At 62.8% G+C, this 16071-nt stretch carries 16 protein-coding genes; 3 read left to right on the forward strand and 13 right to left on the reverse strand.

Features of this window, described 5'->3' with window-relative positions; genetic code table 11:
• Positions 1 to 143: 143 nt before the first annotated feature.
• The 5 genes from AC6CWS_RS11180 to AC6CWS_RS11200 form a co-directional block, all read right to left on the reverse strand.
• Positions 144 to 1157, reverse strand: coding sequence for a HoxN/HupN/NixA family nickel/cobalt transporter (locus tag AC6CWS_RS11180; protein ID WP_048298103.1), 1014 nt, complete (start codon positions 1155 to 1157; stop codon positions 144 to 146).
• A complete protein-coding gene (hypF, locus tag AC6CWS_RS11185) occupies positions 1154 to 3388 on the reverse strand; it encodes a carbamoyltransferase HypF (protein ID WP_065881940.1) in 2235 nt (744 codons plus the stop codon). The genes AC6CWS_RS11180 and hypF overlap by 4 nt, the downstream gene beginning before the upstream one ends.
• An 8-nt stretch (positions 3389 to 3396) precedes the next feature.
• Positions 3397 to 3924, reverse strand: a complete 528-nt coding sequence (gene hydN, locus AC6CWS_RS11190; protein WP_004205658.1) for an electron transport protein HydN — start codon at positions 3922 to 3924, stop codon at positions 3397 to 3399.
• Between the two features lie 135 nt (positions 3925 to 4059).
• The gene (locus AC6CWS_RS11195) at positions 4060 to 5073 is read right to left on the reverse strand and encodes a LacI family DNA-binding transcriptional regulator (RefSeq protein WP_023290787.1); all 1014 of its coding nucleotides are present in this window, start codon (positions 5071 to 5073) and stop codon (positions 4060 to 4062) included.
• A 53-nt stretch (positions 5074 to 5126) separates the two neighbouring features.
• On the reverse strand, positions 5127 to 5273 hold the full coding sequence (locus AC6CWS_RS11200; RefSeq protein WP_156835060.1) for a hypothetical protein: 147 nt from the start codon (positions 5271 to 5273) through the stop codon (positions 5127 to 5129).
• Positions 5274 to 5338: 65 nt separating this feature from the next.
• On the opposite strand from AC6CWS_RS11200, the gene ascF reads away from it, so the two are divergent.
• The 3 genes from ascF (at position 5339) to AC6CWS_RS11215 (ending at position 8706) form a co-directional block, all read left to right on the forward strand.
• A complete protein-coding gene (gene ascF / locus AC6CWS_RS11205) occupies positions 5339 to 6781 on the forward strand; it encodes a PTS cellobiose/arbutin/salicin transporter subunit IIBC (RefSeq protein WP_044524499.1) in 1443 nt (480 codons plus the stop codon).
• A gap of 26 nt (positions 6782 to 6807) precedes the next feature.
• Positions 6808 to 8232: a 6-phospho-beta-glucosidase gene (locus AC6CWS_RS11210; RefSeq protein WP_065881942.1), complete on the forward strand. Its 1425-nt coding sequence runs from the start codon at positions 6808 to 6810 to the stop codon at positions 8230 to 8232.
• 180 nt (positions 8233 to 8412) lie between these two features.
• On the forward strand, positions 8413 to 8706 hold the full coding sequence (locus AC6CWS_RS11215; RefSeq protein WP_065881944.1) for a SymE family type I addiction module toxin: 294 nt from the start codon (positions 8413 to 8415) through the stop codon (positions 8704 to 8706).
• An 11-nt stretch (positions 8707 to 8717) separates the two neighbouring features.
• Here the strand turns inward: AC6CWS_RS11215 and hycI are convergent, their stop codons facing one another.
• The 8 genes from hycI to AC6CWS_RS11255 are packed head-to-tail and all read right to left on the reverse strand — an operon-like array spanning position 8718 to position 15990.
• Positions 8718 to 9188, reverse strand: coding sequence for a hydrogenase maturation peptidase HycI (gene hycI / locus AC6CWS_RS11220; protein WP_065881946.1), 471 nt, complete (start codon positions 9186 to 9188; stop codon positions 8718 to 8720).
• Positions 9181 to 9591, reverse strand: coding sequence for a formate hydrogenlyase maturation HycH family protein (locus AC6CWS_RS11225; protein WP_023290792.1), 411 nt, complete (start codon positions 9589 to 9591; stop codon positions 9181 to 9183). Before AC6CWS_RS11225 ends, hycI begins: the two co-directional genes overlap by 8 nt.
• Positions 9588 to 10355, reverse strand: a complete 768-nt coding sequence (locus tag AC6CWS_RS11230) for an NADH-quinone oxidoreductase subunit B family protein (protein ID WP_002914891.1) — start codon at positions 10353 to 10355, stop codon at positions 9588 to 9590. Before AC6CWS_RS11230 ends, AC6CWS_RS11225 begins: the two co-directional genes overlap by 4 nt.
• Positions 10355 to 10897: a formate hydrogenlyase complex iron-sulfur subunit gene (locus tag AC6CWS_RS11235; protein ID WP_023290793.1), complete on the reverse strand. Its 543-nt coding sequence runs from the start codon at positions 10895 to 10897 to the stop codon at positions 10355 to 10357. Before AC6CWS_RS11235 ends, AC6CWS_RS11230 begins: the two co-directional genes overlap by 1 nt.
• Positions 10898 to 10906: 9 nt before the next feature.
• Complete coding sequence (gene hycE / locus AC6CWS_RS11240; protein ID WP_004205649.1) at positions 10907 to 12616, reverse strand: formate hydrogenlyase subunit HycE; 1710 nt, start codon at positions 12614 to 12616, stop codon at positions 10907 to 10909.
• A gap of 16 nt (positions 12617 to 12632) precedes the next feature.
• Positions 12633 to 13556, reverse strand: a complete 924-nt coding sequence (locus AC6CWS_RS11245; protein ID WP_023290794.1) for a respiratory chain complex I subunit 1 family protein — start codon at positions 13554 to 13556, stop codon at positions 12633 to 12635.
• A 2-nt stretch (positions 13557 to 13558) separates the two neighbouring features.
• Positions 13559 to 15385, reverse strand: a complete 1827-nt coding sequence (gene hycC / locus AC6CWS_RS11250; RefSeq protein ID WP_060591932.1) for a formate hydrogenlyase subunit 3 — start codon at positions 15383 to 15385, stop codon at positions 13559 to 13561.
• Positions 15382 to 15990 (reverse strand): 4Fe-4S dicluster domain-containing protein, encoded by a 609-nt coding sequence (locus AC6CWS_RS11255; RefSeq protein ID WP_065881950.1) that lies wholly within the window; start codon positions 15988 to 15990, stop codon positions 15382 to 15384. Before AC6CWS_RS11255 ends, hycC begins: the two co-directional genes overlap by 4 nt.
• Between the last annotated feature and the right edge of the window lie 81 nt (positions 15991 to 16071).

The raw sequence follows: 16071 nt of genomic DNA on the forward strand, positions 1-16071 counted from the left end.
GACACCGATACAATGCCTCACCACGAGCAGCAGGCTCCTGCGTAAAACAGTGCGGGCAGCATACGCCACGCAGGCCCACGTAGCGCCGCCGGACAGTTGTTGTCGCCCGGCTTAGCGCAGCGCAAGCCGGGAAAATGCTGAACCTAACGCGCCAGATTATCGTAGCCGCGCCAGCGATAGTTGAGCACCGACAGCGCCCAACAGGCGACAAACAGCCCGACCACCACAAACCCGGCGTCGCCGAGGTTGTCGTTTAACACCCCGACCCAGCGCCATATTCCGCCGCTGAGCGCAAACTTATCCATCAGCAGACCCAGCGCTTCCAGGCCGCCGATAAACAGCGCCACCACCACCGAAGTGCCGGTGATGGTCATGTTGTAGTAAAGCTTGCGCTGCGGCTTGCTGAACGCCCAGCCGTAGGCGCCGACCATCAGCACGTTATCAAGGGTGTCCACCAGCGCCATGCCGCTGGCGAACAGCGCCGGGAAGACCATAATCGACCAGACGGAAATCCCGCTCGACGCGCCGGCGGCGGAGATGCCCAGCACGCCGATTTCGGTGGCGGTATCAAACCCGAGGCCGAACAGGAAACCGACCAGGTACATCTGCCAGCTGCGGCTGACCAGACGAAAGGTTTTGCCAAACAGCCAGCTCATCACCCCGCCGCCGCTGACGATCTCGTCGCTCACCGGCTCACCGCGCTTCCACGCCCGAAAGCTGCGCCAGACGCTGCGCAATATCACCAGGTTGATAAAGGCCATCGCCAGCAGAAACAGCGCCGACACCGCGGTGCCGATGACGCTGCCGGTGTCGTGCAGCCAGCTCATCTGCGCGCTGAAGGCCGTGGCGGTCGCGGCAATCGCCGCCGAGGCCAGCACCACAATCGACGAGTGGCCCAGCGAGAACCAGGCCCCGACGGCGAAAGGCCGCCGCCCCTGCTGCATCATCTTGCGGGTGACGTTATCAATCGCCGCGATATGGTCGGCATCCACCGCGTGGCGCAGGCCGTAGCCCCAGGCCAGCAGGCTGGCGGCCATCAGCGCGCCGCTGTCACCAAAGGCCTGCAGCGCCCAGCACCAGGCCAGTAAGTTCGCCGCGATCAACCCCAGCACCAGTCCCGCAGCGCGCGGCTGCTGGCGTAAAACTGTCATTATCATTGTTGTGTTCCTTGAGCCTGTCCGCGGGCGGCGGCGATCACCGCCTGACCATAGGCGATTGCGCCGTCGCCGGCCGGCAACTGCTGCGCAAACAGCAGAGTAAAATCCGCCAGATAAAAGGTCAATCGCGCCGCCAGCAGGCGGTTATGCAGCACTCCGCCGCTGCAGACCATCGTGTCGATGCTGCGGGCGGTGGCGCAGTCGCGGGCCATCGCCGCCAGTCCGCTGGCCAGGGCGTCATGGAATGCCCAGGCTTTTTGCGCCGGGGTCGCCTGCCAGCGCAGCCACTGTCGCCAGAAGGTGGCTAAGTCCAGCGCATTGCCGCGCCACGGCAGCGTGACCGGATGGCAGACGCCGGAGCAGCTGGCGGCCAGCGCCTCCAGCCGACAGGCCGCCTCGCCCTCATAGCTCAGGCTCTCCGGGGCGCAGTCCAGCGCGCAGGCGACGGCATCAAACAGCCGTCCGCAGGACGAGGCGCGCGGCGCGTTAATGCCGCGATCGATGGCCTGCGCCAGCAGCGGCCAGTTGCGCTGGCGCAGCGTACCGGTCTGCGGGTAATCCTGCCAGTCAGGGATAAAGGCCAGGCACTGAGCCAGCAGATTACGCCACGGCTGACGCGCCGCCAGGTCGCCGCCCGGCAGCGCGACGGCCGGCAGCCCGCCGAGATGTTCGCACTGGCGATAGTTAACCCGCAGGCACTCCCCGCCCCATAGCGCGCCGTTCTCCCCCATGCCGATTCCGTCGAGGATCAGGGCGATGACGTCTCCGCCGTCGAGCGGCCAGCGGTGCTCCGCCAGGCACGCCGCGGCGTGAGCATGGTGATGCAGCACTGTCTCTACCGGCAGCGGCAGAGTCGCCGCCCACTGCGTCGAGCGATAGCCGGGATGGGCGTCAACCACCACCCGCTGCGGCATAAAGGCGTAGATGTTCTGCATCAGCTGTAGCGCGCTGCGCCACTGCTGCTCGACGCCCTCCTCGCCAAGATCGCCAAAGTGCTGGCTGAGAACCGCTTCGCCCCCGCGCGCCAGGCAGAAGGTGTTTTTCATGTCCGCGCCCAGCGCCAGCAGCGGCGGAACCTTCTCCAGACCCGGCGGCAGCGGCAGCGCATCCGGGACATAGCCCCGGGCGCGGCGCAGCATTTCTCCGCTCGAGCGCACCAGCGAATCATCCATCCGCTGCACGATGTCGCGGTTATGGAGCAAAAAGCCGTCGGCGATGTCGGCTAAGTCGTTGAGCGCCTGAGTATTACTTAACGCCGGCGGGCGGCCGCTAAGGTTGCCGGAGGTCATCACGATAGGGCGCGCCAGCGCCTGCAGAAGCAAATGCTGCAGCGGATTAGACGGCAGCATCACCCCAACTTCCGCAAGCCCTGGCGCAATCTCGTCGCACAGGCCGGAGACCTGCGCTTTGCTAATCAGTACGATGGGCGCCGCCGGGGAGCCCATCAGCGCCGCGGCGTCGGCAGGTAACCCCGCCGCAGAGGGCAGCATCACCGCCAGCGGTTTCGCCGGACGGTGTTTCCTCGCCCGCAGCGTGGCAACGGCAGCGGGGTTGCCGGCGTCGCAGGCCAGATGAAAGCCGCCGACGCCTTTTATCGCCACGATGTCGCCCGCCGCCAGCCGGGCGATAGCCGACTGCAGCGCCGCCTCACCGTCCAGCGTTTCCCCTTGCGCCCGCCATTCCAGTCGCGGCCCGCAGTCGGGGCAGGCCACCGGCTGGGCGTGAAACCGGCGATCGGCAGGATCGCGGTATTCCGCCTCGCAGGGCGGACAGAGCGGAAACGGCGCCATCGCGGTAAATGGCCGGTCGTAAGGCATCGCGCGAATAATGGTTAACCGCGGCCCGCAGTGGGTGCAGTTGATAAAGGGGTAGCGGTAGCGGCGCGCCCGGGGATCATTCATCTCCGCGAGGCACGCCGGGCAGGTCGCGGCATCGGGCACGATCTGGGTGCGCATCCGTCCCGCCCCGCTCTCGCGGATGGTGAAATCCTGCGGCGGAGCCGCCCAGCGATAAGAGGCGCAGACGACGCTGTCGATCCGCGCCAGCGGCGGGCAGTGGGCAGCGAGGGCGGCAGTAAAACCATCATCGTCCCCGGCCAACCGCACCAGCACGCCGTCGCCGTCGTTACAGACATCGCCGCAGCGCGCCTGCCCCTGAGCCAGCTGCCAGACAAAGGGGCGGAACCCCACCCCCTGCACTTTACCGCGAATGCGGATTTGCACCCCGTTCATGCCTGAGCTTACCAGGCCAGCGCCGTGCGGCGACGTTTTTCCTGGTTCATCTGCTCCAGCTTGTTGCGGTCTACGCAGACCAGGGCGTGCGTCGGGCAGACCTCCATGCAGGCCGGGCCGCTGTCGCGGTGGAAGCAGAGATCGCACTTGTTGGCTTCGGCTTTTTCCGCCACGACGTTCAGTCCGGCGCCGCTATGGCGGATCACCGGCCGCACCACTACCTCCATCGCCCCGTACGGGCAGGCGACGACGCAGGTTTTGCAGCCGATGCAGCGCTCCTGCATCACATGAACAAAGCCTTTATCGCGGCTGATGGCGCCGTTCGGGCAGACGTTGGCGCACGGGGCGTCCTCACACTGACGGCAGGCGGTGGCCGTGGAGACATTGACCCCTTTGATGACGTGAATACGCGGCTGAAAGGTGTGCGGCGTCAGGGAGGCGCAGTCCTGATGTTCCTGATGGGAGACCACGCAGGCTACTTCGCAAGTGCGACAGCCGATGCATTTGCTCGCATCGGCGATAATGAAACGGTTCATCCATTTCTCCAGCAGTAAGAGGGTTAGGCGCCGGAGTATGCATAATACGTTCCAGTTTTTATCTTATTGATAATAAGTAAAATTTAATGGTTAGCGCGCTGTCATCGTCAGTAGTGACGATGACAGCTGACGACGTCAGGCGCAGGGACCTGACACCAGCGACTCACGCTCGATCAGCGCCCCGGGGAAACTCTGCTGAACATTGAATTCCCCGCCATCGAGCATAAATATCAGGCGATTAATGCTCTCTTTAATCATCTCCGTCACCGGCACCCGGACGCTGGCGAGCGACGGCACCATGTACGGCGCCAGCACAATATCGTCAAACCCCACCACCGAGACCTGCTCCGGCACCTTAACGCCCAGCTGGTGAAGCTGCTTCATCGCCCCGATGGCCATATCGTCATTGCTCGCCACCAGCGCGCTGTAGGTCACCCCGCGCTGACGCAGGCTCTCCACCGCCGCCGCGCCGGTTTCCGGCGTCCAGCGCCCTTCGGCGATGAGCGCCTCGTTGAGGGTAATGCCGTGGCCAGCCAGCGCATCTTTATAGCCGGCAAGGCGCTCGACGCCGGTGGGCGAGTCAAGGGAGCCGGTAATAAAGGCGATATCGCGGTGACCCAGGGCAATCAGCCGCTCCACCACCCGCATCGCCGACGCTTTTTGATCGGACCAGACACAATGGCTGGCGTGGCGGCGCAGCCGGCGGTTCAGCACCATGATCGGCTGCGAGTGGTTCTCAACGATCTCGTCCATCTCGTCGACGGTGAGAAAGCGCGGGTAGATGATGATCGCATCGCAGCGCAGATCCAGCAGATACTGGATCGCTTCCCGCTCCTCTTGCGCGCTGTGCTTGCCGTCGGCGAGGATCAGCTGCCGCCCTTTATCCTCCGTCATCCGCGCCACGTGGTACAGCAGCTCGCTGAAATAGACGCCGTGGTAGAGGGTGTTGGTCACCACCAGGCCAAGGGTTTGCGTGGTTTTGGTCGCCAGGTTGCGCGCCAGCAGATTCGGTCGGTAGCCGCTCTCCGCCACCGCCTTAAACACCCGGTCTTTGGTCTCCTGGCTGACATAGCCGTTGCCCGACAGCACCCGCGACACGGTCGCCTTCGATACCCCCGCGCGCTTTGCGACCTCCAGCATCGTTGCCATGTGATTCTTCCTGTTGCAAAAGTTGCAGGCAGTGTACTGCACGTTTCTGGCTTTTACAGCACCCCCTGCTCACCACCGCGATCCTGCTCGCCGCGACGCTTCGCGATCAAAATCACAAAAATGAGATCATCTTTTTTTATTTCTTGTGCAATCAAATGAAACTCACCATGATTTTGTGGAACCGGTTTCCTATAAAGCATGGTATCGCCCGACGATGCGGCGCGGTAACAGATCAGTACCCTATTGATAAACAGGATAAAATCCGATGTCGAAAAATTATGCAGCCCTGGCGCAACAGATAGTCGCGGCATTAGGAGGAGTTGATAACGTCGTCGCCGTGACCCACTGCATGACCCGTCTGCGCTTCGTGGTCAAAGACAACGAACAGGTCGATAGCCCTACCCTGAAAGGCCTGACCGGGGTGCTCGGCGTCGTGCGCAGCGATAACCAGTGCCAGGTGATCATCGGCAACACGGTCTCTCAGGCCTATCGCGAGGTGGTGAATCTGCTGCCTGGCGACCTGCGCCCGGTCGAGCCGCAGGGCAAAGCGCCGGTCACCCTGAAACGCATCGGCGCCGGGATCCTCGACGCGCTGATCGGCACCATGTCGCCGCTGATCCCGGCGATTATCGGCGGATCGATGGTCAAGCTGCTGGCGATGATCCTTGAGATGAGCGGCGCGTTGCCGAAAGGCTCGCCGACGCTGACTCTCCTGACGCTTATCGGCGACGGCGCGTTTTTCTTCCTGCCGCTGATGGTGGCCGCCTCCGCGGCGGTGAAATTCAAAACCAATATGTCGCTGGCCATCGCTATCGCCGGGGTGCTGGTGCATCCCGGGTTTATCGAATTAATGGCCAAAGCCGCCCAGGGCGAACACGTCGAATTTGCCCTTATTCCGGTGACCGCGGTGAAATACACCTACACGGTGATCCCGGCGCTGGTGATGACCTGGTGCCTGTCGTATATCGAACGCTGGGTGGATCGCATTACCCCGGCGGTAACGAAAAACTTCCTTAAGCCGATGCTGATCGTGCTGATCGCCGCCCCGCTGGCGATCCTGCTGATTGGCCCGCTCGGCATCTGGATCGGCAGCGCCATTTCCGCGCTGGTCTATACGATCCACAGCTATCTCGGCTGGCTGTCGGTGGCGATCATGGGCGGGCTGTGGCCGCTGCTGGTGATGACCGGCATGCACCGGGTCTTTACGCCGACCATCATTCAGACCATCGCCGAAACCGGCAAAGAGGGCATGGTAATGCCGTCGGAGATCGGCGCCAACCTGTCGCTCGGCGGCTCGTCGCTGGCGGTGGCGTGGAAAACGAAAAACCCGGAATTGCGCCAGACGGCGCTGGCCGCCGCGGCATCGGCGATTCTGGCCGGGATTTCCGAACCGGCGCTGTACGGCGTGGCGGTGCGCCTGAAACGCCCGCTGATCGCCAGCTTAATCAGCGGCTTTATCTGCGGCGCGGTGGCGGGAATCGCCGGTCTGGCCAGCCATTCAATGGCGGCGCCAGGGCTGTTTACCAGCGTGCAGTTTTTCGATCCAGCCAATCCAATGACCATCGTCTGGGTGTTTGGCGTGATGGCGCTGTCGGTAGTGCTGTCGTTTGCCCTGACGCTGATCCTCGGCTTTGAAGATATTCCCGTTGAACAGGCCGCCGCCGACGCCCGAGCGCGCCAGGCCCAGGCCCAGGCAACCCACGCCTGAACACACCATTAATAACGAGGTAACGCATGGCGAGTTTCCCACAGGGATTTTTATGGGGCGGCGCACTGGCCGCCAACCAGTCAGAAGGCGCATGGCGCGAAGGGGGGAAAGGGATGGCCACCGTGGATACCCTCCCCCACGGCGCCCACCGTCTGCCGGTAAAATTAGGCCTGGAGAAGCGCTTCACGCTTCGCGAAGACGAATTCTACCCCAGCCACGAGGCGATCGATTTCTACCACCGCTACAAGGAAGATATCGCCCTGATGGCGGAGATGGGGTTCAGCGTCTTTCGCACCTCCATCGCCTGGAGCCGCCTGTTCCCGCGCGGCGACGAGCAGCAGCCGAATCCGCAGGGCATCGCCTTCTATCGTTCGCTGTTCGAGGAGTGCAAAAAGCACGGTATCGAGCCGCTGGTGACGTTGTGCCATTTTGACGTGCCGATGCACCTGGTGATGGAGTACGGCTCCTGGCGCAACCGCAAAATGGTTGATTTCTTCAGCCACTACGCCCGCACCTGCTTTGAAGCTTTTGACGGTCTGGTGAAATACTGGCTCACCTTCAATGAAATCAACATTATGCTGCACAGCCCCTACTCCGGCGCCGGGCTGGTGTTTGAAGAGGGAGAAAATCAGGAGCAGGTGAAGTACCAGGCGGCGCATCACGAGCTGGTGGCCAGCGCGCTGGCGACAAAAATCGCCCACGAGATAAACCCGCAGAATCAGGTCGGCTGCATGCTGGCGGGCGGTAATTTCTACCCATACTCCTGCAAGCCGGAAGATGTATGGATGGCGCTGGAGAAGGACCGCGAAAACCTGTTCTTTATTGACGTCCAGGCGCGCGGCGCCTACCCGGTATGGGCCGCGCGGGTATTCCGGGAAAAGGGGGTCACCATTGTGAAGCAGCCGGGCGATGATGAGATCCTCAAAAACACCGTCGATTTCGTCTCCTTTAGCTACTACGCCTCGCGCTGCGCCTCGGCGGAGATGAACGCCAGCAACACCAATGCCGCCAACATCGTCAAGTCGCTGAAGAACCCGCACATTCCGGCCAGCGAATGGGGCTGGGGCATCGACCCGCTGGGCCTGCGCATCACCATGAACATGATGTACGACCGCTATCAGAAACCGCTGTTCCTGGTGGAAAACGGGCTCGGCGCCCGGGACGAGATTGACGCCAGGGGGGAGATCAATGACGACTATCGCATCAGCTACCTGCGCGAGCACATCAAGGCGATGCGCGACGCCATCGGCGATGGTATTCCGGTGCTGGGCTATACCAGCTGGGGCTGCATCGATCTGGTCTCGGCGTCAACCGGCGAGATGAGCAAGCGCTACGGCTTTGTCTATGTCGATCGCGACGACGCCGGCAACGGCACGCTGGCGCGCAAGCGTAAAAAGTCGTTCTTCTGGTACCAGAAGGTGATAGCCAGCAACGGCGCCGACCTCGACTAAGCGCGTCTCCCGCGCTCGCCCGTCTCTCCGCGCTAACCGGGGGACGGGCGCTGCTTTCTGTTGCATCTATTACATGTTTTTTTCTCGAGCCTGATTCCAGTTTCTGGTTTGCCTCCCGTTCACAACAACTGGTATTTTATCCAGTATATTTTCAGGGGTATCTTCAGCAAGGAGCACATCATGAACGCACAGCACACCACCGCAGCCGGAGGGATCGCCAGGGCCATTCGCCAGTTAACCGTGGGATATGTCAGAAAACGCCATGAGAACCGCAAAACGCGGGAGACGCGGCGCTACACCCGCCATGCGGCGCTGAGCCTGAACGGCGACTGGCTGGAGCAGGCGGGATTCCCGGTCGGCACGCAGGTCAGAGTCTCGGTGTCGCCCGGTAAATTAGTGATAGAGAATCTTGAGCTGGCGCCGCCGGTAACGGGGTTCCCGGCCGGTCAGTCGCGCGCCGTCGGGGAGCCCTGAGCACCGCTGGGTTAATCGTCTGCGGCGTCCAGCCGGGCAAAGCCGCCGTGGCCCTGCCAGCCTGCCAACTGCTGGTACACCCGGGCAACGGCGGCTTTCACCGGCTGGGTCATCGGATAATAAAAACCGACAATATCCGGCTGAATGCCGAGGAAGATCACTTCGCCGACGTCTTCTTTCAGCTGATCGACCAGATAGTTGAGCGGCATGTTATGGGTGGTCATCATAAACATCTCGGCGATGTCGTCGGGGTCGATGACGCGAATGTCGCCGGGGTTTAGGCCCATATCGGTGGCATCGACGATCAGCAGGCGTTCGGGGCGTAATTCGCGGATCGCCACGATGTCGTTTTCCGGCGCGCTGCCGCCGTCGATGACCACCCACTGGCCGGCCGGGTTCGCCGCACACATCTCCGCCAGCAGCGGGCCGGCGCCGTCGTCGCCCATCATACTGTTGCCGACACAGAGTAAAACGTCAGTCACGTAATCTCCTTACCATCAGGTAGATGGCGCTTTCCTGGTGAATATCATGCAGCATGCTGAGCATTGTTTTGCTCCACGCCTGCTGCTGCGGGGTCTGCGCGGACTGCGCTTTATCAAAGGCGTTGGCCAGCATTGCCACATGGCTGCTGTCGATGACGATTTCGCCATACTTCGGCACCCCCTCCATTTTGCGCCGCGCGACGCTGCCGGCCTCAAGGGTGGCGATCCATGCCAGATACGCGTCCCACGGGCAGCTCAGCGCCGCCTCGAGACAGTCGATAACGCCGAGGTGGTGGCCAATCGCCAGGCTGTAATAGACCACCTGCTGCGCCTGATCCGGCGTGGCATCGTTCTCATCAATAAATTTACGGCTCAGCTGACTGAACACCACCGTCTCGCTCATCGGATACGCGCCCCCTCGACCACCTGGTTGAGATGGGTGACGATCTCGGTCAGACGCGGATCTTTCTCCGCCTCCAGCCAGCGCAGCACCTGGCTGTCGCCCTGGCCGAGCAGACGCATATAGTCGTCGGCAATCTGCCGACCATAGCGATAGCCCGCCAGACGGCGCGCTTCACGATCGATGCGCACCCGCAGGGGTTGCACCATATCGGCGTGCAGCAGCTCGGTCGGCTGTTCGTCAAGCTCGCCCGGCAGGCGGGCGTGAATTTTCTGCTCCAGCAGGCCGAGGGCCATGGCGAAGCCGTACAGGGTGGCGGCGGGCGTCGGCGGGCAGCCGGGAATATAGACATCCACCGGCACGATTTTATCGGTTCCGCCCCAGACGCAGTACAGGTCGTGGAAGATGCCGCCGCTGTTGCCGCAGGCGCCGTAGGAGATACAAATCTTTGGATCCGGCGCCGACTGCCAGGCGCGCAGCGCCGGGGAGCGCATCGCGCGGGTCACCGCCCCGGTAAACAGCAGGATATCGGCATGGCGCGGCGAAGGCACCACCTTAATCCCGAAGCGTTCCGCGTCGAACAGCGGTGAAAGGGTAGCGAAAATTTCGATTTCACAGCCGTTACAGCCGCCGCAGTCGACGCGATAAACGTAGGCGGAGCGTTTGATTTTCTTCAGCAGCGAGGCCTTCATGCTGGCGATGGATTCATCCACCGTCATCGGCACCGGAATGCCGTTTTCATCGCGTGGGCCAAGTAAAGTGCTCATCAGCTGGCCTCCCTCATGTGGCGGGTCAGTTCAATACGATCGGACGGCACCAGGCATTTCTGGCGCTTGCATTCCGGGCAGGTTTCGAAGCTTTCGCGGTGCAGCTCGGCGCGGGTGTCGCCGTTATGCTTGAGCAGCGCGATGGCGTAGTCGATCTCCTTCTGCACCGCGAACGGCCGCTGGCACTCCCGGCAGTGGCAGATAGCGAAGCGCGACTGCTGGAGGAAATCCTCTTTCTTCCACACCGCCAGCTCATACTCCGGCGACAGCTTAATCGCCGCCGTCGGGCAGACCTCTTCACAGCGGCCGCAGAAGATGCAGCGCCCGAGGTTGAACTGCCACGCCAGCTGGTTAGTGGCCAGATCGGTCTCTACCGTCAGGGCGTTCGACGGGCAGGCGTTCACGCAGGCCGCGCAGCCGATACACTGCTGCGGGTTATGCTCCGGCTTGCCGCGGAAGTTTTTATCTACCGGCATCGGCTCCAGCGGATAGGCGTGCGTCGCGGTGCCGGTCTTAATCACTTTTTTAATAAAGGTAAACATGGCGATTCCTTATTTCAGCGGCGAGTTTTTACGCTCGATGCTATAGCGCTCCAGCTCTTTGTACGGCACCACTTTGCTCTTCTTCTTGCGGACATCGACCACGGTCATGCGGTCGGTACAGGAGTAGCACGGGTCAAGGCTGCCGATGATCAGCGGCGCATCGGAAACGGTATTGCCGCGCAGCATATAGCGCAGAGTCGGCCAGTTGGCGTAGGTCGCCGCCCGGCAGCGCCAGCGGTACAGCTTCTGGTTGTCGCCGGTCATGCTCCAGTGGATATCATCCCCGCGCGGCGCTTCTGAGAAGCCCAGCGCGAAGCGGTGCGGAATATAGGTGAAGCCCTCCACCATCAGCGGACCGCCCGGCAGGTTATCGAGACCGTAATCAATCATGTTCAGCGCGGTATAAACCTCGTTGATCCGCACCTTGAGGCGGGAGATCACGTCGCAGCCCTGTTCGCTGTGGACTTCCATCGGCAGCAGGCCGTAGCCGACGAACGGGTGGTCGGCGCGGGTGTCGCGGGCGTGGCCGCTGGCGCGCACCATCGGGCCGACGTTGCTGAAGTCGCGGGCGATTTCCGGGTCCAGACGGCCAATGCCGACAGTACGCTGCTCCATGTTCGGGGTGCTGAGCAGCATATCCACCAGCTCCTGCACGTCGCGACGCATCTGCTGCGCCAGCTGGCGGGTCTGGATCATGTCCTCTTTCAGCAGGTCGCGGCGGATCCCGCCGATCAGGTTCAGACCGTAGGTTTTCCGCGCGCCGGTGAGGATCTCGGCCATCTTCATCGAGGTTTCGCGCACGCGGAAGAACTGCATAAAGCCGGAGTCGAAGCCGGTGAAGTGGCAGGCCAGACCGAGGTTCAGGAGGTGCGAATGCAGGCGCTCCACCTCCAGCAGAATGGCGCGGATCATCTGCGCCCGCTCCGGCACCACGATGCCCATCGCATTCTCCACCGAGGTGGTATAAGCGGTGCTGTGGGCGAAGCCGCAGATGCCGCACACCCGGTCCGACAGGAAGGTGACTTCGTTATAACCCATGCGGGTTTCCGCCAGCTTTTCCATCCCGCGATGGACATAGAACAGACGGTAATCGGCATCGATAATATTCTCGCCGTCAACGAACAGGCGGAAGTGGCCGGGCTCATCGGAAGTGACGTGCAGCGGGCCGATCGGCACCACGTTGTTTTTCTTGCTGCCCAGCTCGTTGATGAACTCGTAGGTTTCGGCGTCGGTGGTCGGCGCCGGACGCTGGCGATAGTCCATGCTGTCTTTACGCAGCGGATAGAGTTCGTCCGGCCAGTCGTCCGGCAGCACCAGACGGCGTTCGTCCGGCAGGCCAACCGGCACGAGGCCGTACATATCGCGCACTTCGCGCTCGCCCCACACCGCCGCCGGCACGCGCGGCGTCACCGATGGGTATTCCGGTTTGTTGGCATCCACTTCCACACGCACGGTGATCCAGCATTTGGTGCCCTGCTCCATCGACAGCACGTAATAGACCGCGTAGTGGCCGTTCAGCTTACGTTCATCGTTGCCGAACAGCACCGACAGCCAGCCGCCCTGCTGGTAGTAGAGAAACTCCACGACTTCCGGCAGGTAATTGACCTTCACGGTGATGGTTAACTGATCTTTGGTCTGCCAGGCTTCGTCCAGCACCACGCCCGGAAAGGCCTGGTGCAGCGCCGCAAGATAGTGTTGACCGATTTTTTCTTCAGACATGCTCAAACTCTCTTAATCACGCCACCAGCAAGGAGACGAAAGCTAAAAAGGCGAAACCAAACCCGGCCCAGGTGACGCGGGAGGTGGCACAGAAGCGCAGACGCGCCATGCTGTTTTCAAACAGCGCGATGATCAGCACGCCAACCACCAGCTTGACGACGGCCACCACCAGCGCCAGCAGCAGGCCGCCGACGCTGAAGCTGGTCATCTGGCCCCACGGGAAAAAGACCCCGACAAACATCTGCAGCACCACCAGCTGTTTGAGGCTGATGCCCCACTTCAGGATGCCAAAGCCGCTGCCGCTGTACTCGGAAAGCGGCCCCTCCTGCAGCTCCTGCTCCGCTTCCGCCAGATCGAACGGCAGTTTGCCCATCTCGATAAAGGTGGCGAAGGCGCAGGCGCACAGCGCCAGAATCAGTGGAATGCTGCGCGCTGCCGGCCAGTGATAAAGGGTGTCGGTGATACTGCTGATATGGGTGGAGCCCGCCACCTGCGCGGCGACCCACAGGCCCAGCAGCAGGATCGGTTCCACCAGCACGCCGAGCATCGCTTCACGGCTGCTGCCCAGCGCGGTAAACGGGCTGCCGGTGTCCAGACCGGAAATCGCGAAGAAGAAACGGGCGATGGCGAACAGGTAGATCAGGGTGATGAGATCCCCAAGCACCGGCAGCGGAGAGTCCACCGTCACCACCGGCAAGGCGGTGGCGATGGTCAGCATCACGCCCACCATGACGTACGGCGTCAGGCGGAACACCCAGCCCGAGGCGTCGGGACCGACGCTCTGGCGGCCCAGCAATTTCAGGATATCCCGATACTCCTGCAGCACACCCGGTCCGCGGCGGTTATGCAGCCGCGCGCGGGCGACGCGGACGATCCCGGATAACAGCGGCGCGACGGCAAACAGCGCCAGCGCCTGTAGCAATGCAATTAACAGACTCATTCTCAGGCTCCTCGGGAAATGACAATCACCACCAGCACCGCCAGCTCAACCAGCGCCATTCCGCGCAGCAGCGCCGGCGCCGAGGCCGATTGCCAGCCCGGCACCAGACGCACCGGATTCAGCCAGTGACGCAGCTTCAGCAGCGGCGCAAAAGCCTCTTTCACCGGCATGGCGAAACCGTGGGCGGTGACCACCATCGACTGTTCGTGATCGTAGCCGCAGACCCAGGCCGCGCCGCGCGAGCGCGCCGCCAGGCGATCGCCTTTAAAGAAGATCATCAGCAGGAACGGCAGCAGCGGGCAGGCGATAAGCAGCAGCGCGATCATCGGCTGCGACACCACGCTCGACACCTGGGCCTGCAGCGGGAAGGCGCCGCTCACCAGCGGCAGCAGCCACGGCGCGGCAATGCCGCCAACGAGGCAGAAGACCGCCGCCATGACCACGCTCAGGGTCATCAGCCAGGGGGCGCAGGTGGCGTTTTCCGCCTCTTTGCTCCGCGGCGCGCCGAGGAAGGTGACACCATAGACTTTGGCCATACACATCACCGCCAGCGCGCCGGTGATCGCCAGGCCAACCGCCAGCAGCGGCCCCAGCAGACGGCCAATAAACAGGTCACTGGTGCTCATTTTGAAGAAGGACTGGTAGATGACCCACTCGCCGGCGAAGCCGTTCAGCGGCGGCAAGGCCGCCATCGCCATCAGCCCCACCAGCATGGCGAGGGAGATCAGCGGCATTTTTTTACCGATGCCGCCGAGCTTTTCGATATCGCGATGGCCGGTGCGGAACCACACCGCCCCGGCGCCGAGGAACAGCGTAGTTTTGAACAGGCTATGGTTGATCAGGTGATACATGCCGCCGATGAAGCCCAGCACCATCAGCGTGCTGTTGCGGGTGGCCACGCCGGTGACGAAGGCGCCCAGCCCGAGCAGGATGATGCCGATATTCTCCAGGGTGTGATAGGCCAGCAGGCGCTGAATGTTATGCTCCATCAACGCATACAGCCCGCCGATGAAGGCGGTGATCATCCCCAGCACCAGCAGCATCACGCCCCACCACAGCGGCGGCACGCCGCCGGCCAGCGAAACGGTTAACATGCCGTACAGACCGACCTTCATGACCACAGAGGAAAACAGCGCGGCGGCCGGCGCGCTGGCCCCGGCGTGAGCCTGCGGCGCCCAGCCGTGCAGCGGGATCGCCCCCGCCAGCAGGGCGAATCCCGCCAGCCCCGGCAGCCACAGCAGCGGGTTCTGCATCATATCCACCGCCTGGAGATTGATCTGCGCCAGCTCAAGGGTGCCGTAGGTCGACCACACCAGCCAGCAGGTCCATGCCATCAACAGCGTGCCGAGACGACCCAGCGCAAACCACAGCTTACCGGAGGCGGCGCAGCCGGTGAGAAACGCCGCGCAGAGCGCCATGATCTCCGCCATCACCACCAGCGAACCGATGTTGGTCACCACCACCGCGCAGGTGGCGGCGGCCAGCAGCAGGTTGACCAGCAGGCCGTTGGCCTTCACCTGCGGGTGGCGATGCCAGCTAATGTTAAACAGCGACACCGGCAGCGCCGACAGGCCGATGGCCAGCAGCCACAGGGCATTGACGCCGCCCACCCGCATTGTCAGATGGAGAAACTGCAGCATGCCGCCGTGGATCCGATCCGGCATCAGCAGCGCGGCGCCGCCGGCAACCACCAGCATGGCGCTGGCCACCGCGCCGCCGATCCCGGCAATGGCGCCGCTGAGCGGTTTACGCATGGCAAACACAAAGGCCAGCACGGCGCTGGCGGCGTACCATGTCACCGCCTGATTGACTAATCCAATTACACTCATACCCTCTCCCCCTGTTGCGCCTGGAACAACGACAAGTCGCCAAGGTCGGTATTAAAGGTCAGCTGGCGTTTACGCTTGCTGGCCTGGGCGATATCACGGCTATCCACCAGCATCAGCGCTTTGGTCGGACAGGTCCGCACGCAGGCCGGGCCCTGGTCATCGAAGTGGCAGAGGTCGCATTTCACGGCAATGGCGCGCACGCCCGGCACCCAGTCGAGCAGCGAGCTGACGCGGGCCGGCGCCGGCGGCGCGGGGGGCGCCAGCCGGGTATTGGCATTGGCCGGAATATCCAGCGGACGGCTGCCGGAAAATTCGATCGCGCCAAACGGGCAGGCGATGCCGCACAGTTTGCAGCTTACGCACAGGCTCTCGTTGAGCTGGACGGCGCCATCGACGCGCTGGATAGCGTTTACCGGGCAGACAGCGGCGCAGGGGGCGTCTTCGCAGTGGTGACACATCTGCGGTGCCGATTCTTTTTCATTACGCATCACCTGCAGCCGCGGCATAGCCTGCAGGCCGTGCTGGCGATGCGTCTCAGAGCAGGCGGCCTCGCAGGTGCGGCAGCCGATACAGACAGTGGAGTCAGCAATTACAAAACGGTTCACCGGGTCATCCTCGGGTGAAAGTCACTTTTGACGAAATCAGGTTGCGCAGGTGTCATTTTCGACACGTGTCGACACCTTGCG

It is taken from the genome of Klebsiella sp. M041 (assembly GCF_059759695.1).